This is a genomic window from Chitinophagales bacterium, assembly GCA_019638515.1.
Classification (GTDB): domain Bacteria; phylum Bacteroidota; class Bacteroidia; order Chitinophagales; family LD1; genus UBA7692.
Genome location: JAHBTS010000001.1, coordinates 443,733 through 468,105 on the forward strand (window position 1 = coordinate 443,733; position 24,373 = coordinate 468,105).

At 40.6% G+C, this 24,373-nt stretch carries 19 protein-coding genes; 10 read left to right on the forward strand and 9 right to left on the reverse strand.

The features are described 5' to 3' along the window. Positions 1-6: 6 nt before the first annotated feature. Both KF872_01955 and KF872_01960 read right to left on the reverse strand, forming a co-directional pair. Entirely contained in the window at positions 7-1,047 is a 1,041-nt protein-coding gene (locus tag KF872_01955; protein MBX2902291.1) for an SGNH/GDSL hydrolase family protein, read from the reverse strand. Then, entirely contained in the window at positions 1,044-4,718 is a 3,675-nt protein-coding gene (locus KF872_01960; protein ID MBX2902292.1) for a 1-acyl-sn-glycerol-3-phosphate acyltransferase, read from the reverse strand. The genes KF872_01955 and KF872_01960 overlap by 4 nt, the downstream gene beginning before the upstream one ends. 75 nt (positions 4,719-4,793) lie before the next feature. Here KF872_01960 and murB point away from each other — a divergent pair, with 75 nt between their 5' ends. Continuing rightward, positions 4,794-5,822, forward strand: coding sequence for a UDP-N-acetylmuramate dehydrogenase (gene murB / locus KF872_01965; protein MBX2902293.1), 1,029 nt, complete (start codon positions 4,794-4,796; stop codon positions 5,820-5,822). A 23-nt stretch (positions 5,823-5,845) separates the two neighbouring features. Next, on the forward strand, positions 5,846-6,865 hold the full coding sequence (locus KF872_01970) for a tetratricopeptide repeat protein (GenBank protein MBX2902294.1): 1,020 nt from the start codon (positions 5,846-5,848) through the stop codon (positions 6,863-6,865). A gap of 4 nt (positions 6,866-6,869) precedes the next feature. Here the strand turns inward: KF872_01970 and KF872_01975 are convergent, their stop codons facing one another. Genes KF872_01975 through KF872_01985 form a run of 3 tightly spaced genes read right to left on the reverse strand, consistent with a single transcriptional unit; the run spans position 6,870 to position 13,669 of the window. Next, on the reverse strand, positions 6,870-8,954 hold the full coding sequence (locus tag KF872_01975) for a PD40 domain-containing protein (GenBank protein MBX2902295.1): 2,085 nt from the start codon (positions 8,952-8,954) through the stop codon (positions 6,870-6,872). A 32-nt stretch (positions 8,955-8,986) separates the two neighbouring features. Further along, entirely contained in the window at positions 8,987-10,114 is a 1,128-nt protein-coding gene (locus tag KF872_01980) for a PorP/SprF family type IX secretion system membrane protein (protein ID MBX2902296.1), read from the reverse strand. 6 nt (positions 10,115-10,120) lie between these two features. Next, positions 10,121-13,669, reverse strand: coding sequence for a gliding motility-associated C-terminal domain-containing protein (locus KF872_01985; GenBank protein ID MBX2902297.1), 3,549 nt, complete (start codon positions 13,667-13,669; stop codon positions 10,121-10,123). Positions 13,670-13,765: 96 nt separating this feature from the next. Here KF872_01985 and KF872_01990 point away from each other — a divergent pair, with 96 nt between their 5' ends. From KF872_01990 to KF872_02005, 4 genes are all read left to right on the forward strand, one after another. Next, on the forward strand, positions 13,766-14,515 hold the full coding sequence (locus tag KF872_01990) for a polyphosphate polymerase domain-containing protein (protein MBX2902298.1): 750 nt from the start codon (positions 13,766-13,768) through the stop codon (positions 14,513-14,515). Continuing rightward, the gene (locus KF872_01995) at positions 14,508-15,161 is read left to right on the forward strand and encodes a DUF4956 domain-containing protein (GenBank protein MBX2902299.1); all 654 of its coding nucleotides are present in this window, start codon (positions 14,508-14,510) and stop codon (positions 15,159-15,161) included. The genes KF872_01990 and KF872_01995 overlap by 8 nt, the downstream gene beginning before the upstream one ends. A gap of 11 nt (positions 15,162-15,172) precedes the next feature. Continuing rightward, positions 15,173-15,553 carry a group III truncated hemoglobin gene (locus KF872_02000; GenBank protein ID MBX2902300.1) on the forward strand — a complete coding sequence of 127 codons (381 nt, stop codon included), beginning with the start codon at positions 15,173-15,175 and terminating at the stop codon, positions 15,551-15,553. Positions 15,554-15,646: 93 nt separating this feature from the next. Then, complete coding sequence (locus KF872_02005) at positions 15,647-16,699, forward strand: fatty acid desaturase (GenBank protein MBX2902301.1); 1,053 nt, start codon at positions 15,647-15,649, stop codon at positions 16,697-16,699. A 7-nt stretch (positions 16,700-16,706) separates the two neighbouring features. On the opposite strand, the gene KF872_02010 is transcribed toward KF872_02005, so the two are convergent. Continuing rightward, the gene (locus KF872_02010) at positions 16,707-18,278 is read right to left on the reverse strand and encodes an FGGY-family carbohydrate kinase (GenBank protein MBX2902302.1); all 1,572 of its coding nucleotides are present in this window, start codon (positions 18,276-18,278) and stop codon (positions 16,707-16,709) included. Between the two features lie 64 nt (positions 18,279-18,342). Here KF872_02010 and lpxB point away from each other — a divergent pair, with 64 nt between their 5' ends. After that, positions 18,343-19,428, forward strand: a complete 1,086-nt coding sequence (lpxB, locus tag KF872_02015) for a lipid-A-disaccharide synthase (GenBank protein MBX2902303.1) — start codon at positions 18,343-18,345, stop codon at positions 19,426-19,428. After that, complete coding sequence (locus KF872_02020) at positions 19,425-20,039, forward strand: rhomboid family intramembrane serine protease (GenBank protein MBX2902304.1); 615 nt, start codon at positions 19,425-19,427, stop codon at positions 20,037-20,039. The genes lpxB and KF872_02020 overlap by 4 nt, the downstream gene beginning before the upstream one ends. Here KF872_02020 and KF872_02025 read toward each other — a convergent pair whose 3' ends face one another. Continuing rightward, the gene (locus KF872_02025; GenBank protein ID MBX2902305.1) at positions 20,040-20,858 is read right to left on the reverse strand and encodes a PASTA domain-containing protein; all 819 of its coding nucleotides are present in this window, start codon (positions 20,856-20,858) and stop codon (positions 20,040-20,042) included. It abuts the gene before it with no gap. A gap of 201 nt (positions 20,859-21,059) precedes the next feature. On the opposite strand from KF872_02025, the gene KF872_02030 reads away from it, so the two are divergent. Then, the gene (locus KF872_02030) at positions 21,060-21,644 is read left to right on the forward strand and encodes an HNH endonuclease (GenBank protein ID MBX2902306.1); all 585 of its coding nucleotides are present in this window, start codon (positions 21,060-21,062) and stop codon (positions 21,642-21,644) included. On the opposite strand, the gene KF872_02035 is transcribed toward KF872_02030, so the two are convergent. Both KF872_02035 and hppD read right to left on the reverse strand, forming a co-directional pair. Further along, positions 21,641-22,420 (reverse strand): 2OG-Fe(II) oxygenase, encoded by a 780-nt coding sequence (locus tag KF872_02035; GenBank protein MBX2902307.1) that lies wholly within the window; start codon positions 22,418-22,420, stop codon positions 21,641-21,643. The genes KF872_02030 and KF872_02035 overlap by 4 nt on opposite strands. A 46-nt stretch (positions 22,421-22,466) precedes the next feature. Next, positions 22,467-23,597, reverse strand: coding sequence for a 4-hydroxyphenylpyruvate dioxygenase (gene hppD / locus KF872_02040; GenBank protein MBX2902308.1), 1,131 nt, complete (start codon positions 23,595-23,597; stop codon positions 22,467-22,469). Positions 23,598-23,708: 111 nt separating this feature from the next. Between hppD and nth the strand changes: the two genes are divergently transcribed. Beyond that, positions 23,709-24,335 (forward strand): endonuclease III, encoded by a 627-nt coding sequence (nth, locus tag KF872_02045; GenBank protein MBX2902309.1) that lies wholly within the window; start codon positions 23,709-23,711, stop codon positions 24,333-24,335. Positions 24,336-24,373 lie beyond the last annotated feature (38 nt).

Consider the following 24,373-nt stretch of genomic DNA (forward strand, 5'->3'; position numbering starts at 1 on the left):
CAGATTTTATGGTTGCAAAAGAATTTTTTGCAAAAAGTCGGCAAATGCGCGGTGTCCTTGGTTATTAAAGTGTGCATCGGGATAAGGATAATACATGCTGCTGTTTAAATTAGGCACAAAACAGTGTTGCCCTAAAGTTTTATCTTGCAGGAGCGCCTTGTATTTTGCTTTGAAAGGTGTACGGTAAAATGCCAATTCTTTATATTCTGGAATAAGTGCAATTACAAATGGAATGTTTCGTTTAAGGCACTGCTGCTGTATGGCATAGAGATATTTTTTTGAAATGCTCATGCTTTTTATGGCATTGTCTTTATCGTTTTTTTCTTTCCATTGTAGCGATATGGCAAGCAGCCGCGCGGCCAAGGCACTGCGGGTGGCAATTTTTTCAAATAGGTTGTCGGGTTTAGTAATACGGTATTTTTCAAAAGCATAGTACTTATAGGCAGCTTCTGCCGATGGTAAAAATTTGTTGCCATCTAATGCCAATAGTGCTCCGGCATTGGTATAGTAATAGAATGGCGAAAGACGGATATCTCTATCGTGTAGCATTACATCGTTTCCGGTATAAAAAACCACCACTACCATATCGGGATGTATACTGTCTGCATAAATAGAAGCAATAGTTTGGTATTGCAGCGGATCGGCAATTGGAATGCCAAAGTTGAAAATGTTTAGTGCCTCATTTTTGTTGAGTATGTCTGCAAAACAACTGTCTTGCGGTTCTGCGCTCATGCCCCATGTAAAGCTGTCGCCAATAAGCATTATCTTCTTTTTTGAAGAAAGTTGGAGTTGTTCTTTGTTGAATCTAAATCCCCAATTGTTTATATGCTTAAAGTAATTGCGGTTGGCAATTAAAAGTCCATTGGAATCTGAAATAAAGTGAGGGATTTCTATAAGCGAATCTACCGTTTTAAAATTGCTCCATGCCGGTTGAATATTGCCGGGCATAAATCCTTTTACACGCAATGCTGTTTCTATAATTCCCAAAAGAATTATTAGAAGTATTGCCTGGAACAGCAACCATTTTGCAATGCGTATTATTTTCATTTACTCATGGATTTTAGTACAGTAGTACCGTTAAAGGAACCAATGTTTTCCCAAGTTTTACTGCTAGTAAACGTACTTGCCTCTTGTTCGGGCAGCAGCAATAAAGCATAGGTGTATTTAATGGCTGCAAGATTTTGTAGAGCATCTTTTCCGTGAGCAAGAACCGCATCGAAATGCCTATTTTGTACTGCGTTTATATTTGGAAGAAAAGAGAGTTGCTCATTAGCCATATAGCAATTGGCGGCAATGCTTCGTTGCTCTTCGTTGCTTTCTACGGAAGTGATGTTTCTGCTGCTTTCGAGTAAGTAAAGCATGAAGGTAAAAAAGCCGTAGCCGGAATGTAGTTCAACAATACTTCCCTGTTGCGGCAAGTGGGAGTGGAGTATGTTTATTAGTGGTGTTTTTTGTGTGAATTTTTTGGCGGCTCTTTCTATGGCAGAACCTTTATAGTAATAATTTGAGACTAATTTTTGTGCAAAGTAAGCAGGTGTTTCAATTTGGTTTTTTAGTGTTGCCAAATTACTTTTAAAAAGTTTTGAAATGTTTTTTGCCCGCTCTGCATAGCCGTTTCCATAAGAAGTGTCTTGCGGAGTAATTCGTGGTAAAAATTTCATAGTCATGGTGCCGTCAAACAACATAAAGTCGCCCTTTTGCATGGTGTGGTGAATGCCATGTAGCACCAATGGTGCAATATCTAAATGGAGCTTTTCTGCAAGAAAAAATGCGCCTTTATGAAAGCGTTTTAGTTTGCCATCGGGTGTGCGCGTGCCTTCGGGAAACACAGCAATGGAATAACCTTGCGCTACTATTTTTTCAAATTTCTCGATAGCGGGATCTACACCTTCCATTACCGGATAATAGTCTGCCAGTTGCACCACCTTGCCAAATACAGGAGAATAAAATACCCACTTATTGGTGAGCAAAATAAGTTTTGGATGTTGCATGGCTATTACCAAAATATCTAAGAACGAACTGTGGTTGGCAATAATTACCGCAGGTTTTGAAAAATCCATATTGTGTTTATCAATATGTACTTTCCGCACATTTGCCATAAGATATACCAGCGATTTTACAAAGAATCGAAGTATGTGGTGGTACCATAATTTTCGTTTTTGCTGCGAAATAAATGGCAAAGCATACAGCAGTACAAAACCAATAAGCGTAAGCAGCAATGCCGTAAATGTAAAGTAGGTAAATGCACCAATGGCGAGTAACAGTGTGCGCAATGTCCACGGTGCTAATTTTTTTTCTTTTCTGCTTTGTATAAAGTAGTTGAATAAAAAAGGCTGTACAATTTGCCCAATAATAAATACGCTTAGAATGCCAATAATTGAAACTGCAGCAATTGATTTTAATGCCGGATGCTTGCCAAAATACAATACACCTAAGCCAAGCAAAGTGGCTAAAGCACAGAGTAAAATAGAGATTCTGTGTGTTTGTAAATGGGGCTTCCCATTTTTGTATTTGCCAATTAAGCCATCGGAAATAAATATGCTGAAATCATCGCCCAAGCCAAAAATGAATGTGGAGATAACAATATTGATGAGGTTGAAATGAATACCTAAAAATCCCATTATTCCCAATATCCAAATCCATGAAAGCAACATGGGAATAAACGTAATAACAGCGAGTTCAATTCTGCCATAGCCTAGCACCAATGCAATGCTTACAATAAAAATAGTGTAAGCTAAAATTGAATTAAAATCGGAGTAGAGTACTTCTACAAGTGCATTGGAAATAATTTGTTTATCGAGTAAGATAATGCCGGGCAATTGCTGTATGGTAGTATATACTTCATCTCTTTTAGTTTTTTCAATCGTTACACTACTAAAGATGGTAGCGTTTTTAGAGGTTTGTGAAACTAAGCCATTGCCAAAGATTGTAAGCAACTGTTGTTGTTCGCTTGCATTTAGTTCGGTGCTTGAGTTAAAGAAGTTTTGTTTGAAATGCAGAAATACATTTTCATTGAATCCGGCCTTTTGCAAAGCACTTTCTACCTTGGTTAGCAGAAGATTTTTTTTGTGTTCTGTCCAATAGTTGTTCCAAAAAGTTATTCTGTGTTGTTGTACTGCCTGCGATGGCAACACATTGCTAAACGAAGCATACTTGACAATTCTGCCTGTGGCAGTGTTTTTTTTCAACTGCTGCAACAGGGCTTCGTTTTGCTGCAGGGCTGTTTGTAAATTGGTAGCAGTTGTGGCAATAAAAATTGTTTTAGAAGTGTCGTTTTGTAGCCACAAAATCTCTTTTTCTGCCGATTGTAGTTTTTGATTGGTGTAGTTGAGGTCGTTTAGCTCGCTTACAAATTTCACCTTTGAAATTTGAGTGTAAAGCAAAGCTGTGAACACTATCACCGTTAAGAATGCAATAGCGTTTAAGTGCTTGCTAACTCGTGGGTTTAAGGAAAAGAAGGTTGCGTTTTTGAATTGTAATGTTCCAACGGTTGGCGGAGAAAATTGAGGAAGCAAGAACAATGTAAAAAGAGCAGCTCCGCACAAACTTAAGCCTGCCAGCAATCCGAAATCGTGTAGTATGGGCGAAGCCATTAAAGTAAGCGCTAAGAAGGAAGCTACGGTGGTAAAACTTCCCAGTGTAAGCGGTACCCATAATTCGCTTATGGTTTGCCGGATGTCTTTCAAAAAACTTAACTGCGTAAAGTAGTGTAGCGAATAGTTAATGGCAATACCCAATACAATTGAGCCTGCTGCCAGCGAAATACCTGAAATGTTTCCTTGTAAAATATAAATTATTCCTAGCGAAAATACCAAGCCGAAAGCCGCAGGAAGCAGCATTAAAACAGGAATTCGCTTGCGCCTGAAAAAAGCTAACGTAAGCAATAGAATTCCGGCAATGGTGAGCGATAATGTAAGTTTAGTATCGCGCTGTAGCTGTACTTTATTGCCGTTGGCTACCAGCAATCCGCCAAACATAAATACCTGTGCATATGGATAATTGGCTTCCAAATCATCTTCAATTTGTTGCAGTTGAATTGCAATGCTATCGGCATGTTTTTTTTGTGCGCTGTCGGTTAGGGTTAAGAATAGAAGTATGCTTTTTTGTTCGTCTGTAAACAAGTAACCTTCGTATAGCTCAATTCTTTCATCTACTTGCAGCGATTGCATGCGTTGGAGTGGCGTAAGCGCCATGCCTAGAGGATCGTTTGAAAAGAATTTTTTAGCACCAATACCCGAAATGGTGTTGAGTAAATGGGCATTGGTTTTTAATTTTTCCTCTAAATTATTGCCGGCAAGTAAAGAGTCGAATTGCGTATAGTCGCTGCTGTCTAAAAAAACCGGAAGGTGCTTAGATACGGTTTCTTGAACATCAAAAATGGCAGATTCATCTATGTGCAGCTTTAGTTCTTTAATGTGGTTTGGTAAGGCTGTTTGCAACTTTTGCTCCAATGCATCGGCAGCTGCAATAAGCGTATCGGTATTGGCACTGTTTGTTTTTATCTTAAAAACAATTTTATCGTAGAGGCCGCTTGCTGCCTGCAATTCATTTATTTTCTGGAGCGAAGAATTGCCCGGAATAAGTTTAGAAATATCGTTTTCAATATTTATTCGAGCCGCCAGCCAGCCAAATATCGCAAACAAGCAAACCGATAACAGAATCGGCACCCATTTTTTGCTTCTAAAAAAATCGAACACACGCACTGGAAGTTCCTGCATGGCTGCAATTTTCAAAACTTTTTGCTTGTTGAAAAGAAACCTTCTCCACAAAATGGCGAGGTGTATTTTTACGCAATGATTTTTGAAAACTATTCTCTCTTAAACTTCAATACGTTTGCCATGAATGTGCAGGCGGCACATTTTGCAGCGTTTAGTACCGAGGCAGAGCTGCGCCATTTATTGCAGGTGGTACGTGAGCAGGCATGGAAAATGCTGGTATTGGGCGGTGGCAGCAATGTGCTGTTTACGCAAAATTGGGATGGTATTGTGCTTCAAAATACATTGAAGGGAATTGAAGTAGTAGGGCAGGAAAATGAATATACTTTGGTGAAAGCCGGAGCCGGAGAATTGTGGCACAGTTTGGTTTTGTATTGCATTGAGCGGAATTTGGGCGGTATAGAAAACCTTTCGCTTATTCCGGGTTGTGTGGGTGCTGCACCAATGCAGAATATTGGCGCTTATGGCGTAGAATTAAAAGATGTGTTTGAGGAGCTGGAGGCAATGGAGGTAAAATCGGGTGTTGTAAAGAAATTTAAAACTGCCGATTGTGGATTTGGTTATAGAGAGAGCGTGTTTAAACGCGAATTTAAAAATCAATTTGTAATTACATCGGTTACGCTTAGGCTTAAAAATTTGAATGTGTTTCCATATTACACATTTAAAACATCGTATGGAGATATAAAACAAAGATTGGAAGACATGCAGGTGCAGGAACTTTCGTTGCAGGCAGTAAGCAATGCCGTTACAGCCATTCGCCAAGCTAAATTGCCCGATCCAAAGGAACTAGGCAATGCAGGCAGCTTCTTTAAAAATCCTGTGATAAAGCAGGCGCTGTTTGAAAATATCAAACTGCAATATCCGCTTGTACCTTCTTTTCCGGCAGAGCATGGCAATATTAAAATCCCTGCAGGTTGGTTAATTGAGCAATGCGGTTGGAAAGGTAAGCGTGTTGGCAATACAGGTTCTCATGCCAAGCAGGCATTGGTTTTGGTTAATTATGGAAATGCTACCGGAGCCGAAGTGTGGCAGTGTGCACAAGATATTCAGCAAAGTGTTTTAGAAAAATTTGGAATAACAATTGAACCGGAAGTAAACGTTTATTAAGCGCGAAAGGCTAACATTGCATTATGAAAAAGCAATTTTTTTCTATATCGGCATTGTGGGTATTATTGCTCAGTAGTTGCCAGTTTTTTGAGAAGAAGCCATCTACAACAGTTGTTGCTCCTAAGGTAGATACACTAGATTCGGCAACAGTTGGCGGCATTACTAAGTTAATAGCGTTAGACTCGCTTCAGCCGGATTTGTATGTAAAACGTGCCACTATTTACGAGGCCAACGAAGATTATGGAAATGCCATAAAAGACATGCGCAGGGCAATGATGTTAGATTCCAACTATGTGCCGTATTACAAATATGTAGCAGAACTTATTACCAAAAGTGGCGACCCTTTGCGTGCCATTGCTTTCCTTGAGCGTGCTGCTAAAATGGATTCTGCCGATGCCGAAATATATGCTATGATGGGAAAGTATCGTTTTATTATGCACGATTACGATCGCGCACAGTTGCTATATGCCAAAGCACTTAGTGTAGATAAGTTTAATCCAACCATTCATTTTTTGCGGGGAGTAACTTTTAAAGAAATGGGCGATACTACCAAAGCTGTAAGTGCTTTTCAAACAGCAGTAGAGCAAGATCCAAATTTTTACGATGCGTATATTCAATTGAATCTATTGCTCGCAGCTAAAAATAATAAGGCGCTGGCACAAAAATATTTAGATAATGCCATTAAAGTAAAACCTAAGAGTGAAGAGGCGCTATATTCAAAGGGATACATGCTTATAGAAAATAAGCAGTATGCCGATGCCGAACAAATTTTTAGGCAAATAGTTGAGATAAATCACCAGAACGATGAGGCGCTTTATGCTCTCGGAGTTTGTTATCTAATGCAAGATTCCATTATAGAGGCCGATAAAATGTTTTCGTTGGCTATAAAGGTAAACCCAACGTATGCTGAGGCGCATTACAAAAAAGGTGTGTGCCGCGAAGCTATGGGCAAAAAGGATGAAGCTAAAATGCACTATACAAACGCATTGAATATTAAGCCCACTTACAAGCCTGCACAAGACGCGCTCAATAAATTGAAGTAGGAAATTATTCGGCACTAATGGAGAGTTCTACTCTTCTTTCGCGGGCAGCAGCAAGACTGTAAACACTATTGCGCAAATCGGTTAATGCATCGCTAATATTTTTAGGCGCTGTTTCTTCTCCGTGCGTAATGCGTTCCAATACTAAATTTCCATTGGTGATGAACGGAAGTAAGCTGCCGTTGTTGTATTGCTGAAAGAAATTGAATACACTGGCAGATCTGCGGTTGCCGAGGTGTATATTGTATTCGTTGTAGTGTAGAGGTGAGCAATATCCCGAAATTTTTACAGTAATTTTTTTACCACTGTTGAGTTGCTTATTTATTTGCGAGGCTACCGAAACGAGCTTTGCAAAACTTGCTTCTACTGTGTCTCTAAACCAAGTTTGAAGAGCCTGATTGGTATGTTTTTCTGCACCTTGCCAATTGTTTTTGTAATACTCCTGTTGTTTGTTTATGTACGACTCGTATGCAGTAAGGTAACTTACATCGGTAGTGTCTGCCAGTGTTTTTGGATTGGGTTCATCGTTGTGAAAGTAGAGTGTTACGTGTGTGTAAAGCAAACTGTTATTTGCCGAAGAGTTGTGCGTTTCGGTAGGTGTTGTTGCTAATTTTAAGGTGCTGTCGGGAGTTGTGTTTACATGAGCAGTAGCAACCGTGTCGGTAATTGCAGGCTCTGTTACGAGTGGTTGCAAAGTAGCCGCAACCAATGTGTCTTGGGTGCGAACTGTGTCTTTTGCAATGCTGCTTTTTTGCGATGCTGCATAAATATCGTTGCAGCAGGTTTCTGCTTCAATAAACTTGGAGCCTAAGCGATTGCTCGAAAAGAAAGCAACAGAATCGTACACAGCATAGTAAAGTTCGTTGGCAGGAGAATTGATGGGCTTGCCCAAATTGATGGGCTTCCCAAATTCGGCTTTAGATAAGGAATGTACAGGCGCAGCAAAAACATCGAAAGCACCGTAGCCGTAGTGCCATTGCGATGCAAAATAAAGTTGCTTGGCATCGGTATCGGCAAAAGGAGTTACCTCATCGTCAATAGAATTGATATTGCTTCCTGCATTTTGTGGATAATCCCATTCGGTGGCATTTAATCGTTTACTAATCCAAATGTCCATTTTGCCTTTAGTGCCAGGGCGGTTAGAAGCAAATAGCAGCCACTGTTTTCCATCGGGTTCGTTCCATATATTGGGATGTGTGGCGGTGTAGCCCAATAGGTTAATGTTTACAGGTAGTTCTTTGGCTGTGCCCCATTGATTGTTTGTAAAGGTTGAAACAAAAATTTTACATCGTGTAGTGCCGCTTTCGGTATGGCATTGTGTAAAAAAAACTTCTTTTCCGTAGCTGCTGCTCAAAGAAAAAAAGCCGTTGGCAATATGCTTGGCCGATGTTTCAGTAATGCCGGGTAAAAAGCTCTCGCCTGTTTCTGCCGAAATTATTTGTGTTCTAAATGTTTTGCCTTTCACAGGTTTGGTAGAAGAGTAGTAGAGTTTTCCATCGGTAGAAATAAATGGATTTAGTTCAGAAAAAGTGGAGTTTATACTATCGGGCAAATGCGTGATTTCTATAGGTTTTACAGAGTCGTTTGCCAATGCCCATGCACAACTTTCTATAAGTTGTTGAACCTTTAGTGCGTAAAAATCTTTTTTGCGGTATTTGTGTTGAAAGGTAGTGAGGTGTTGCTTGGCAGCTTCGTACGCACCTTGGTTAATAAGCATATTCCCCAGCCAAAAGTTGCAGAGTGGAAAGCTGTTTTCTTTATCGGTTTTTAGGGCTTGTTCATAGCCTTTTGCAGCATTGGTGTAATCGTTGAAAAGCCTAGATGCTTCGGCAAATCCGTACCATATTTCGGGTTGTGCATCATCTTTTTCTACGGCTTGTTTAAAGTATTTGGCAGCGGCATAGTACTCGCCATTTTTTAAACTTTCGTTTGCTGCTTTATAGAGTTGTTCAATAGTTTGTGAAAGGATTGTGGTGGGTATTGCCAATAGTAAGCACACCAGCCCGTACGCCAAGCTTTTAGTATGTAGAATAGATAATGTGTGGCGGTAATGCAATAGAGATTTTTTCAGCGATAGTATAATTTGTTTCATGTAGTTGTTACCCTCCTTTCTTCAAACAAAACTTATAGAAATACGGGACATTGCGTGCCTGTTTTGCGTAGTTTTTTTACGCGCGATAGTTCGTAAATTATGCTTATTTCAACACCTCCATTGTTTTTGGTTGCTGCCGTAAACGATGAAAGATTTATATCGTAGGTGGCATTTACCTTTAAGGTATTGTATTCTAAACCAATAAGCGGATAAATGGCATCTACTCTTTTATTGCTCACTGCCACGATATTTCTGCGTGGGTTTATGCGGCAGTATAGGCCGGTATTAAGGGCTACCCTGCGTTTGGGTGAGTAATCAATATAGCTTCTAAGAAACATGCCAATGGTGTGTTCCTGTAAATTTACATCGCCTAAAAAAACACTGGCTGCTTGAAATCTATAAAAATATTCAGGCACAAGATCAAAGCGCTCACTCAATTTTGCAGATCCCTTCAGGTGTATGGAAATAACGCTTCCCATGCGCACATCGCCATCTTTAAAGAATGAAAGTTTGGGTTGGTTGATGTGGCTGTATTGAAAGCCAATTTGGAAGCCGTTGCGTTGGTTTTTTACAAACTGGTAGGCAATGCCCAAGCCCATATCGAATGCAAACGAAGCCGTGCGGGGAAAACTCTCGTTGGGTGCTAAAGTAGAATCAAAAGCATCGCCCGAAAATTGATTGTCGAAATATAGATTTCGCGTATCGAAACTGCGGTAAACAAAACCCGGAGACACACCAAGCGAAACAAAATGCTGGCGGTGCAGACGTATTACTGCACTTAGCGGCAGCGCTGCCTGCATAAAGGTAAAGCGCGAATCGCCTGCCTTATCGTATTGAAATTGTAAACCACCACCAAGGCGTGTTCCTTTTTCGAATTGGAAAAAATTCATTTCGGCAGAGGCGCTTACCGTGTTGTAGTTTACAGGCACATTTGCCCATTGGTTTCTATATACTAAGTTGAAACGATAATCGCCATCCATTAAATTGGTATAGGCGCTAGAGGTGTAAAGTGGATTAAAGCCAAACTGCGAGAAATGAAGCGATTGCGCATGAAGTGCCGTAATGCACAATCCGGCATGCAATGCCGCCAAAAAGAAAATAGCTTTCTTAAATGGTAGTGTTGGGCGCCTCAATATCTGGTTACTTGTTGTTTGCTTCATGTTGCATTACTTCAGTAAACTAATGTTGCCTTTTTTTTCTACTAATTCACCGTCATCGCACCGTACTTTTAGGTAAAAACCAAATACGCCACTATCTAATGGTTTACCTCCAAATGTGCCATCCCAACCTTTGGTTTGGTCTGCAGTTTCAAACATGAGTTGCCCCCAGCGGTCGTAAATGGCTAAGTAAACTTCGGTAGCGCGTAAACTTCTTACATAGAGTATATCGTTTTTGCCATCGCCATTGGGCGTAAAGGCATTGGGTAAATACACACCTCCATTTTTGCAAGGTGTTTTAAATACATACACAATTACCGTGTCGCTCACTTTGCATCCGTTGCTATCTTCGGCAAAAACTTTATACACGGTAGTTTCCAAAGGAAATGCCAATGGTTCTGGCGAAGCAGAGTCGCTCAAAGTAGAATCGTATTGCCAGTAAAATGTGGCTACGCCATCGGCAATCAATGCCAGTTGAGAAGTGTCGGCATAGCCAATGGTATATGGTTTGGCAATGGCGCTGAGCGATGGTAGTTTAGAAATAATATCTACCAATACATTGCCCGTAAAAGTGCAGCCCAGTTGGTTGGTAACTAATACACTAAAAGTAGTATCGCGCGGAGGGCTTACCAGCGGTGTAGCAGTACCTTGCCCCGAAAGTATAAGATCTGGAGGGATCCAAGCGTAGGTGAGTGTTTGCCCCGGTTTTGCATTGGTGGCTAGTAAGCGCACCGAGTCTCCGGGGCAAGTAGCAACACTTGCCTGTATGGCCACTGCATCGCTAAATACTACTACTGTTTGGTGTATGGTGTCGGTGCAATTTCCTTTGTGTACAAAGAGCGTGTAAGTAGTGGTAGAATCCGGAGATGCGTATGGGTTAGAAACATCGGTTTCGTTTAGTGAGGCATCGTATTTCCATTCGTACGTTACATTGGTACTGCCGGGTGGAATTCCAATTTGAGTAATGGCAGATTTACAGATTGTAATTTCGGGAAGTGTGGAAGTGGAATTGTTTAAGATTAGAATTTGTTTCTCTATAGAATCTGTTCCGTTGCATGTAGTGGTGTCTTTAGCTACTAGTTTAATAGTGTATAAACCGGGTTGTGTAAACGTATAAGTGGCATTGCTGTCGGTAGTGGTGAATCCGTTGCTGAAAGTCCATTCGTATTCTGCATCGCCTAATACATCGCTGGTATTATTGAATGTGGCAGTATAGGGCAGTTGGCAAGGCGGCTCCGGCACTTCAAAATCGGCAAAGGCAAGTGGAATGTTAAAGTCGAATTTATACACTGCATTGTTGCAGTTGGGGCTGTTGTTGGTTCTAGATACAGCACCGGGAGTAGTGGGAAAATCGCTAACGCCACCACAGCCCGCGCAAACACTTTGGTATAAAATTCCTTTCTTACTATAGCGCGAAGTGCCTCCATCTACGTGGTCGGCAGCCGAGGGACTTCCAAAGTAAGTGGCATAGAATAAACCTGAAGCATCGTCATTCAATACCGCCATGTAAAAGTCGTTATTGTCGGTAGTGGAGCTAAATGCATTTGAGGTAATAGGCAAGCCGTTTGTAGAAAGCTGATTGCCAATGTTGGAACCCCAACCGGTGATATATACTTTCGAACACAAATCCACTAAAAAGGCAGTTGGTGAAATGTCGGGTCGGCCTCTGCCGGCACCAATTACGGTACTCCAAAGTATCAGCTCCAATTCATGGTCTAACTTAGTTATGAATAAGCCGCTATTGGGGTTGCTATAACCGGCATTGTTTACAAAGAAATTTCCCTTTGCTTCGGTTTGTCCCATAATGTAAACGTTGTTTAGCCTGTCGTTTTCAACAAAATAAACTTGGTCGTATTCTGCAGAGCCCCAAAAGGTAGATTTTTGAATAGATAAGCCGGATTTGTCTATTAAGGTTACAAAGCCATCTGCTCTTCCGCCACCATTGGTGTTTTGCACTACGCCTGTGGCAGTAACCGGAAATGAACTAATAGAGCGCGTGCCGCCACACACAAATAAATCATCGTTTCTGTCTAGCGAAAGAGAATAAATAGCATCGTCATCTTCGCCACCTAAGTACGAGCACCAAATCATGGTAGAAAGGTTGTTGTTCATTTTAATGATAATGCCATCTAAACCACCACCATTTTGCTCTTGAAATACTCCGGAGGTAACAGGGAAATCGGTAGAGCGAGTACAGGTTGCCAAATAAATATTGTCTTGCTTGTCTATATCTATTTCGCCACGAACTTCATCGGCATAGTTGTATCTTAATAAGTTGGTGGGGCTTATGTTTAAGCCATCGTTGTCGGTACCACCCACAAAAGTAGAAGCTAAGAGCTGTGTGCCATCGGAGCTAAAGCGGGAAATTACAATATCGGAACCGGTGGAGTAATGTACGCCCAGCCCGCCAAATGCTCCGGGGTCGGGGCCTCCGTTAAAAGTAGTGTCGTAAGCATTGGGTGTTACCGGAAAATTATCTGAACTGGTGGTGCCGAAAAGAAAAAGTTCATCGTTGGTATTTACAATTAAACTGTGGGGCAATTCATCGCTTTTGCCACCTAGGTAAGTTGAATAAAGCCGTTGGGTTCCGGTGGCATTGTATTTGCTAATACCAATATCGCAGCCGCTGAGTGAGCCTGCGCCACTGCCTCCTGCCCAGCTAACTTGGTAGGCTCCTGCCGTAACCGGATAGCCTAAGCCAAATACGCTGCCTGCTGTGTAGGCTTCACCTTTACTGTCGTAAGTGGCAGTATAACCAAAATTGTCTGCGGTGGAGCCGCTGTAAGTAGAAAATATTAAAGCGGGATCTATCACCAAATCGTATTGGTGGTTAAAGTCTTCCGGAAATTCGAAATAAACTTCATTTTTTTCGAGTGCAAAGCGGCAGGGTACTTCTACTTTTCTTCCTTTAATAATTTGGTATGAATACGGTTTGGCTTCTGCGATATCGCCAACAGAAGTGGTAAGTACCAAGGCTCCGTTTTGAAGTGCCATTGCATTTTGCCCTTCGTATTTTAGGCGAATGGGAATTGTTTTGGAGGTGTAACCTGCAGGCACAATCCAATCGGATTTCATGTGGTTGCCTTCTGAATATATTTTTAGGTGAATACCTTCATAAATATTTCTATACTCAATGGTGCCAAAGCCCGGAACGCGGCTTGCCCACTTGCTTTTATCTTTTCCTAAAAAGTAATTGAAGTATTCTTGCAGGGAATCTGCTCCAATAATAGTAGCTGCGGGATTGCTACCCAGAAAGCGAACTTTAATGGCATGGCAGTTCAACGAGTCGGGAAAGGCGGGTTTGTATTGATGCTCGTGGTGGTAATTATGCCTTAGCAGCATAAATTGTTCTTCCTTCACTTTGGCAAAGGTGTAGCCGTTCTTTTCTAAGAAAACAGCACCAAATGGTACGTTGGCTTTGTACTGTACTTGCTGGTTCCATTGGTTTTTATTAGCAATAAATTGTAGGTTTTTACAATTGCCGCATTCATGTGCCTGTGTGCTTACAAAGGCTAATGCTGCCAACAAAAACAAAATACTCCAAGTCTTTATTTGCATGTTCGTGTAAAGCTAAAAATTGTTTTGTAACAAAAGACGGGGGTTTTGTGCAAATGGCGGCTATAAAAGAGTTATATTCACAAAATAATTTTTGTTTTGGAAGGTATTCAGTCCGTACTACAATCTTTTTCTCCGGTGGCGTTGCACGAAACCGGTGCATCGCTTACGGTGCAAAGGTTCGATACTAAGTTTCTATTGAACATAAAATGCTTGCCTGCCTTGCTGCAGGGGCTGCAACCATATTTTTCGGTATTGGAAATTAACGGGCAAAGGGTGCACGATTACGAAACACTTTATTTTGATACGCCCGATTTTAAACTCTATTACGATCATCATAACGATAAGCCGAATAGAATGAAAGTGCGCGTGCGCAAGTATGGTTCCAGCGGTGAAGTGTTTTTTGAAATAAAGCACAAACTTAAAGGAATGAGAACCGGAAAGTTGAGGTTGCCACAACAAAAAATGATGTTTGAAATCGGTGAAGAAGAATGGAATCTAATTCGGCAAACAGGTAAGGCTATTCGCGGTTTGGAACGAAAACTTTCAACCGATTTTTCAAGAATATCGCTGGCAGGAAACAACCTCGATGAGCGAATTACATTCGATACTTCGTTGCTTTTTCATAATGCTACCGGGCAAATAAATTTTGGCAATGTAATGGTAATGGAAGTAAAGCATTTACAGGCAAAGCCATCGGAGGCAGTAAGGGCATTGGTGCATCAACTGCATTTGGTGCAGCATCCGTTCAGCAAATACGCCATTGGTGTGGCACTGTTGGAAAGTAGTGTAAAGCACAATCTTTTTAAACCTACTATTTTACAGTTGAAAAAAATAGAAAATGGATAGCATTCAATTGGCAGAACAGTTAGGCGCGGCAGCAGGAAATTCATTTGTAGATTTTTTAATTCGTTTGTTTTTAAACTTTGCGGCTATTACTGTTATTATTCGCTATATCTATTATCCCAATTATCGCAACAAAGATTTTCTATTCACTTTTTACCTCTTCAATCTCGTTAATTTTCTTATTTGTTTTTTGTTGAGCAGTGCGGTTTTAAAAATTGGTTTTGCATTTGGCTTGTTTGCCATTTTTACCATGCTCCGATTTCAAACGGTGCGTATTCCGGTTAGAGAAATGGCGTATTTGTTTATTGCCGTAACCGTTGGAATTATCAATGCATTAACGAATATAGAAACCGAACTTTTCACATTGCTTTTTGCCAATACGCTTATTGCTGCATTTGTATATGTGCTGGAAAATAAGATTCGACTGGCACACGAAAACTTCAAAGAGATTACCTACGAAAAAATTGAATTGATAAGACCTGAGAAACGAGGGGAACTATTGGCAGACCTTCGTTTGCGTACCGGATTGCCTGTTACAAAAGTTGAAATAATAAGTATAGATTTTTTGCGCGATTCGGCTCATTTGAATGTGTTTTACAGTAGTAGCGAAAACGAAGCATCTTCCAGAGGAATGGGCAACGATGCGTAATTTTTTTTAGTATGAATAAGCACGATATTACAACACGGGCAGATGTAGAACTGCTCGTAAATTCATTTTACGCTAAGGTAGAGCAAAGTGCTTTGCTGGGCTATATCTTTAATGATATTGCACAAGTAAATTGGGCGCATCATTTACCTAAAATGTATTCGTTTTGGGCGGGTGTGTTGCTGGGCGAAAGAACTTTTTACGGAAATCCTATGCACACGCATATTGCATTGAGTAAAATGGCTCCGCTTACCGAAAAGGAGTTTAATGAATGGCTACAATTATTTACTGAAACGGTAGATGAACTTTTTGAAGGTACTAAGGCAGAAGAGGCCAAAGAGCGCGCCCGCAATGTGGCTAAAATGATGCTCTATAAAATTCAAGCAACCTTGTAGTGTAGAACTTAGCTTGGTTGGCGGATTTTTACAATTAGTACAAGTGCAACTTTATTCAAGTTCATTATTATTGCACCTCTTTAAAGCAAAACAGTGAATTCATTTAATAAAGAACAGTTACTAAAAGACCTGCATAATTGGAACAGCATCATTAAGAAATATCAAATTCCAAGCATTAAGCAAGCTACCATTCAGTTAGCAAATAGTTTTGTGTTTTATGTAGCATTGCTTGGTTTGCAAATTTATTTATTCGATAAATCGGTATGGCTATCGCTTGCTGTTGCTATACTAAATGGTTTTATTTTAGGTAGAATTTTTATTATTCAGCACGATTGTGGTCATAGCTCTTTTACGCGCAGCCGCAAGGCCAACGATATTATAGGCACTTTGTGCAGTATTTGCACTTTAATTCCGTATAAGTATTGGGCCAAAAATCATAGCTTTCACCATGCGCATAATGGGCAGTTGGAGTTTAGCGATGTGGGTGATATAGAATGTCTTACTACGGAGGCGTATGCCGCATTACCGTTGGCAAAAAGAATATGGTACCGCATTTACCGCAATCCTTTGTACTTGTTTACAATTGGCGGTTTTATTTATGTGGTTATTTACAATCGGTTTGCGTTTTTAAAAACGGATTATTTTAAACAAGTAAGACGCAATGTACTTATCAGTAATATCTTTTTTATCGCGCTTTATACACTGTTTGCTTACTTGCTGGGGCCGGGTAAATTTTTGGTGGTTCAATTTGTGAACTTATTTTTCTTCGGCACCTATGCACTTTGGTTTTTTTACATACAGCACCAATACGAGCATATTTACAAGAGTAAAAAAGAGAACTGGAATTATGTGGTTGCAGCTATGCGTGGCAGTACTTATTACAAGTTGCCACGGGTATTTCATTGGCTTACCGGAAATATTGGTTATCACCATATTCATCATTTAAGCCCAACAATTCCCAACTATAATCTAGCCCGCTGCCATGCCGAAAATCCTGTTTTTGAGAAGCATACAAACACTATTACATTTTTGAAAAGTTTGAAAACAGTTCAAGCGAATTTGTGGGATGCGCAACGGCAAAAAATGATTTCGTTTAGCGAATACAGTGCCAATAAAAAGAAGCATAAAGCAGCAGCCCAACAGTAGTGTTTTGCTACTTGTTCAATCGTTTAAAAATACTTTTTTGCTTGCTGTAGATACTTTGATAAATTTCAAAACGTTCATCGTATAACTGGCGGTTTTGCGGATTGGGCGTAAAGGTGCGTTTTACCTTTACGGCTTTTCCAATATCATCAATATCCATTTTTCCGGTAGCAGTGAGCGCTAGTAAAGCACTGCCACGCGAGTTGGCTGCAATTGGATCTTCTACCTGTAAAATTTCGCGGTTCATAGTGTCTGCCATAATTTGACACCAGATATTGGAGTTGGCTCCTCCTCCAATAATACGCAACGATTCAAATGGTTTTTGAATTAGTTTTTCGGCATAAATCATTAGCCAGCGGTTGTTGTTTGCAACACCTTCGTACACTGCACGCACCATGTCGCCACGGGTGTTTTTGAGTCCCAGATTTAAGAACGATGCGCGGGTTTTGTGGTCGTCTATCGGGCTGCGCTCTCCGTTTAGCCAAGGTGTAAACATTACGCCATTACTGCCTGCAGGTACTTTCAATACCTCTTGGTCTGCCAATTGGTAAAAATTAGATGGCGCTGTGTGTTCGCTTAATTCATCTTGTGGGAATAAGATATTGTTCTTTAAAAAGTTAAGGCAAGCACCTGATGTTTCTTGTTCATTGATAAGTAGGTAGCGCCCCGGCAACGAACTCGGAATGGTTGCCACATTGTGAAGCAAATCTGTTTTCTTAAATGGAACATGGGTGAGCAACCAGCCCGAAGTGCCTACATAGATATGCCCTTCATAGTCTTTTACGGCTCCCGAGCCAATGGCTGCAGAATGCGTATCGGGAGAGCCGCTCACAACTTTTACGTGCCGTGCCAACCCCATTTTTTCTGCAAGATGCGAGTGCATTTCTCCAATAATAGTATTGGTGGATACCAACTCTGGCAATTTAGATTTTTCAACTCCTGTTTGTTGTATTAAACCATCGTGGTAGTGTATGTTGTTGATGTTTCTATTGTCGGTAATCCAATGCAGGGTAATACTATCAAACGATGCTGCTGCTCTTCCTGTAAAATAGTAGTTTAAATAATCTTTGGGCTCTAAGAAGTAGCGGGCATTGTTGTACACATCGGGGCGCTTGTGTTTTAAGTATAAAATATGAGCAATGCTGTCTTTGCCCGATTTGGTAGGTGCGCCACCTGTAATGCGTATCCATTTTAGAATTTTAAAAACATCATATCCATCTATTTTCAAAAAGCCATCGGTTAATTTACCTGCGTATTCTGCACCACGTGCATCCATCCAAATAATGCCATTCATAAGTGGTTTGCCGTTTGCATCAATAGCTACGGTTCCGCTCCACTGCGAGGTGATGTTGAATGTTTCTATTTCTTTTGGATTGAATTTGGCACGCGCAGCAATGGTGTTGTAGGCACTAAAAATGGCATGGAGCCAATCTGCCGGATCTTGCTCTGCTCCTCCATCGGGCGTAATAATAAGTTGGGTGGGAGCAAATTCGCTGTCTATGAGTTCTGCTTTTTCATTAAATACTGAAACCTTTGGTCCCGAAGTGCCCAAATCTACGGTAAGAACTAAAGAAGATGCCATATAAAATATGCGTTGTGAAGCGAAGTAAAATTTTTCTTCTTTATTCTTACAAAAAGAAAAAAGGGTGAAGTATTACATCATAGCAGGTGAAGCATCGGGCGATTTGCACGGAGGCAACTTAATAAAGGCAATTCGAGCAGGCGATTCGCAGGCGCAGTGCCGGGTTTGGGGTGGCAATAATATGCAGGCTGCCGGAGGCGAAGTGGTAAAACATATAAGAGATCTAGCATTTATGGGTTTTTGGGAAGTGATTAAGAACCTTTCTACCATTCTTGGCAATATAGAATTTTGTAAGAAAGACATTGCGGCTTGGCAGCCCGATGTGGTGGTGCTTATAGATTATCCCGGATTTAATTTCAGGCTGCTACCTTTTTTAAAGGAAAGGAATTTTAAAATAGTGTGGTACATAGCTCCGCAGGTGTGGGCATGGAAAGAAAACCGTACCAAACTGCTCAAGAAGTATGTAGATAGGTTGCTGGTTATTTTCCCGTTTGAAATAGATTTCTTTAAGAAGTGGGAGCTAGATGCAACTTTTGTTGGGCATCCGCTGTTAGATGTAATAGATGCAAGCTCAAGCAAGCAAGCCATATCGAAAACAATAGCATTACTGCCCGGTAGCCGCAAACAGGAAATAGAAAAGATGTTGCCTTTATATGTAAAAGTAAGCAAGCATTTTCCTGAATATGAATTTTGTGTAGCCGGAATGAGTATTCATGGCGAAGCCTATTACAAGCACTATTTGGAAGGAAGTAATTGTAAATTGGTAATGGATGCTACTTACAGTGTGTTGCAGCAGGCGCAGGCGGCATTGGTTACTTCCGGTACTGCAACTATGGAAGCTGCTTTGCTTCGGGTGCCACAGGTTGTATGCTATCGAGGGAGTTGGTTCTCATACATTATCGGAAGAATGCTGGTTAAAGTCCCTTTTATTTCTATTGTGAATTTGGTGTGTGGTAAAAAAGTAGTAACGGAGCTTATTCAACACCAAGCCAGCGAAATGCAAGCTAAAAGTGAGTTGCAAAGAATTTTGCAGCCCGATATTCGTGAAGTAATGTTACAGGATTATGAGTTGCTGTATGCTACTTTAGGAGGCAAAGGTGCTTCTGAAAATGCTGCAGCAGCTATATTAGCATTGGTGCATAAAAAATGAGTGAATCGAAAACATTTTGGCGGAGTATTGTTTTTTCAATAGCACTTATATCGGTACTTTGGATTGTAAAAGGATATGAGTGGTGGAGTGGAAGCGATTGGGGCAATTGGGGTATTTTGCCACAACATATTTCGGGTTTAAAAGGTATTGTTTTTGCTCCGTTTTTGCATGGTAGTTTTGAACATTTGGCATCAAATACAACAGCCATTTTTTTGCTCTTGGTAGTGTTGCTGAATGCTTATCCTACCATAGCCTTTCAAGTACTTTTGTTTGTACATATTGTAAGTGGTTCGTTGGTGTGGGCGTTTACTTTTCCCGATGGCTACCATATTGGTATTAGTGGCATTATTTATGGTGTTGCGGCATTCTTAATTGCATTGGGCATTATTAGAAAAGATAAGGCATCATCGGCTATTGCCATTTTGGTTGGCTTACTTTATGGCAGTATGGCTATTGGTTTTTTTCCAAAAGAAGGAGTGAGTTGGCAAAGCCATATTTGGGGAGCCGTAAGCGGCATAATAATTGCATTCATTTATAGAAAAAAGGATTTGCCATTAGAGTACGACCTCGAAGATGATACACCTGAGCAAGAACATTTTTTCGATAGATAACTATTGAACCTCCAAAGAATCTTCTTCGTTGTAAAGAAGTGGATCTATAATTAAATCATCGGGTAGCTCGTCTGCAACAAACAAATCTATAGGCTCGCCAATACGTATTTTCTTATTTACTCCGCCCTCCGGTACTTGCTTATATACTAATGCAGAAAGGCTATCGGTGGTGCCGCTTTTTAATACCACAGCACCAGTGTTTAGCCCTTTTCCTTGCAATATAAAAATGGCTTCTTGCAATGTTAATCCCAATAGGTATGGTACTTTAATTTCTTCGCCACCAATACCATCTCCCAGCAAAATATCTACTACCGTTCCTTTAGGAACTCTGCTTCCTTTCCCTACCGGGCGGCCTTTTACTTCTAAGCCAATTACTGCATTAAGGTGCGGGTCGGGGCGGTAAATGGTGTTGCCCGCCACCAGGCCTACACTTTGCAATTGTAGTTTGGCATATTTTAAAGACGATTTTCCTGCTAAATCGGGTACTTCTACACTAGGCACTTTGCTAGCATTTACTACCAAATAAATTTTTCGGTGTTCCTTTACTTTTGCTCCGGGTTTAGGACTTTGTTCCAATATAGAGTTTAGGGGCTTTTCTACATTATAGGCAGAATCCATTACTACTAAAGTAAGGTGGAGTGCAGCCAATGTTTCTTGTGCTTTTTCAATGCTTGCGCCTCTTAAATCTGGAACGGAAATTTGTTGCCCGTGGCGAGTGTAAGAGCTTAAACTCCATGATACAATTGCAAGCAAAAGACCTGCAATGCCAATAGCAATGCCAATGTTGATGGCTATAATTTTAGCGAAGTTTTTATTCACTCATCAAACGTGAGAAAAAAATGTGAGTTGAAGAAGGAAAAAATTAACCATCTATTGTGAACTGAAAATTGTGCAGCAAAGCAGTGTGCCTGTATTGTAATAGTTTTTTTGTGAAATTTAGTGGCGAGAATATGTACTTTTGCAGCACGTTAAGATTTTCTACACTGAGCCATTTTGAAGTTCCCCTCATAGAAGTAAATAATGGAAAATCTATTAGCACGAGAAGTTTGGCGCGAAGCGCATAGTATCAACCAGTTTTTATTTAAAAAAAAGTATGCGGTTTCTTCGTGGGGGCGGTTAATGTCGTACACAGATAGTATAGAGAAAGGCACAATAATTAGAGGCAGCATACAAGAGGGCTATCCTATTTTAAGAATGCGTTCACAGCCCGAAGGGCATAAAAAACCGATATATCATGGGTTTTTAATTCATAAAGTAGTTGCAGAAACATTTTTAGATAAACCGAGTGAGGAGCATAAGTTTGTAGCGCATTTGGATTACAATAAACTAAACAACCGTGTAGATAATTTGCAATGGGTAACACAGCAAGGTATGAACGAGTTGAATAGTAAAAACCCAAAGGTGTTGGCGGAGCGCGGTAAGGTGCGTTTTGATGGACATAAAGGCGCCAAGCTTACATCTACAGATGTAATTCGTATCAAGAAAATGTTGGCAAATCCTAACCGAAAAACTCGGTTAAAAATAATTGCAAAGCAGTTTGGTGTTTCGGATATGCAAATTACACGCATTAAAAGTGGCGAGAACTGGGGGCATATTCAAGTTTAGTTTGCCAAGCGCTCCCATAATGCTTTAACGCCCGATAGTAATTTTTTGAATTGCCCCGATATTCCTTCGGTGTTTACAAAACGTGTGTTGTGGTTAGGCGCAATTTCTGTTTGTGGGCGGGTAGGCGTGTAGTAATAAACTGCCAGCGATTTTCTGCTTTCGCCCTTAGGTGTATTTAGTGGTTTGGGGTGCCCGTGATACGAAATTTCATTGGTTTCAAAAATTACACAGCGGTTAAATTCAGGAGCAATTTTTTCTAATAGTTCCTTTTTGCCATTGGTAAAATCCCATAGCTCTAAATGTCCTTCATATTGTGGTTGCCAGTTTTTATTCATGTACACTAAGAGATTTAGCCGCCTATGATAGGCTGTTTTGGGATGTATGTTGTAATCTATATGTACATTTAAAAAAGCTCCTGCAACAGATTGGTGCAGCCCTGCACCAAACAATTGTTCATCGGGCAGTAATGGCGTTTCGGTATGGCTAATTTGGGTAAGGTAGTGGCATAACTCCTGGCTGTTTAACTCTGCAAAAACTGCCTTAAGCACCGGATGTGCTGCAATGGCAGATTGGAATTTGTTTTTTTGATTGATGTAGGTGGTGGTATCCCATGTGCCTTCATTTACAGAAGGGTAGCAGGCTAAGATTTCTTCGGCTTTTTCGGGTGCAAAAAAGTTTTCAATAACCACATACCTAAAAGGCTTCTTAGAATTGAAATCTCTTTCTATAGAAGCCTTTTGGCTATTTAGTAAAGTAAAGTTGATGTATGTGTGCATAGTAGTTGGTGGCTGTAAACGAGGCGTGTTTTGGCTAAAAGAAAGGTTATAGGTTTCCTCTCAGTTCTTGTTCTCTTTCAATAGATTCAAACAAGGCTTTGAAATTTCCTTTGCCAAAACTTTTGGCACCACAGCGTTGTATAATTTCATAAAAAACAGTTGGGCGGTCTTGCACCGGTTTAGAGAATAACTGAAGTAAATATCCTTCATCGTCTCTATCTACCAATATGTTTAAGTGGCGAATGGCGTCTGTGTCTTCTTTAATGGCGCCAACACGTTGCCACACTTCTTCGTAATAATTATCGGGTACGTATAAAAATTCTACACCACGTTTGCGCAATTCAGATACAGTGGCAATAATATCATCGGTGGCAACAGCAATATGTTGTAAACCTGCGCCTTTGTAAAAGTCTATGTACTCTTCTATTTGCGATTTCTTTTTGCCATCGGCAGGTTCGTTAATTGGAAATTTTACATAACCGGAGCCATTGCTTACTACTTTACTCATAAGTGCAGAGTACTCGGTAGAAATATCTTTATCGTCAAAAGTAAGTAGGAGTTTAAAGCCCAAAACATCTTCATAAAATTTTACCCACTCGTTCATTTTTCCTAATTCCACATTTCCTACACAATGGTCAATATGTTTTAATCCAACCGATTTGGTTGGCACTGAACTTGTTTTAGGTTGAAAGCCCGGAAGGAAAGCGCCTTTGTAGTTTTTGCGTTCAATAAATTTGTGAACAGTTTCGCCATAAGTGGCAATGGCACTTACTACGGCTTCGCCAAATTCATCTTTTAGTACAAGGGGTTCAAATACAGGTTTGGCGCCACGTTTCACAGTTTCTTCAAAACTTTTGCGCGCATCATCAACCCAAAGTGCAATAACTTTTACGCCATCGCCATGCAGCAAATGGTGTTTTGAAATTTCATGTTCGGGCGAAAGGGCAGAGGTTAGCACTAAGCGAATTTTGCCTTGTTGCAATACGTAGCTGGCGCGGTCGCGCACTCCGGTTTCGGGGCCTGCATAGGCTACCAATTCATAACCCCATGCACTTTGGTAATAGTAGGCACTTTGCTTGGCATTGCCCACGTAGAATTCAATATGGTCGGTTCCGTTGAGCGGTAAAAAATCTACAGTGGTGGCAGTCGATTTTTGTTCTAAAGTTTCGCTGTTCATAATATATTGTTTTGCTTGGCGAAGGTAATAATTACAAGCAATAAAGAAGGATGCGGTACGTGCAAAATTTGCTACTTTGTTTTGCTATAAAATTATGTGATTTGGGCACCAATGACAAAGCAAGAACGCGTAAATTTTATTGTTGAAAAATTAGAGGAGTTGTATCCCAAAACTCCGATACCGCTCGATCATAGCGATGCCTACACTTTGCTGATAGCGGTGTTGCTATCGGCTCAGTGTACCGATAAGCGGGTAAATGAGGTAACGCCATATTTATTTGCCCGCGCCAGCACTCCGGCACAAATGATTAAGTTGGAAGTGGAAGAAATTCGCGAAATTATTAAGCCATGCGGACTGTCGCCAACCAAGTCGAAGGCTATTTTTGAACTCTCGCACTTACTGCTCGAAAAACACGCGGGGCAAGTACCCAATTCTTTTGAAGCATTGGAGGCGCTGCCGGGCGTGGGGCATAAAACTGCAAGTGTGGTAATGAGCCAAGCATTTGGTGTGCCTGCATTTCCGGTAGATACGCACATTCATCGTTTAATGTATAGGTGGAAGTTATCCAATGGGAAAAATGTAATGCAAACAGAGCACGATGCCAAGCGGCTATTTGCTGAAAAATTGTGGAATAAACTGCACTTGCAAATTATTTTTTACGGTAGGGAATATTGTCCTGCACGCGGTCATAAAAAAGAAGATTGCCCTATATGTTTTGCAGTAGATGGCAGAGTGTAGTTTAAATGGAAAGCACCGTGCAAATAAGAATTGATAAA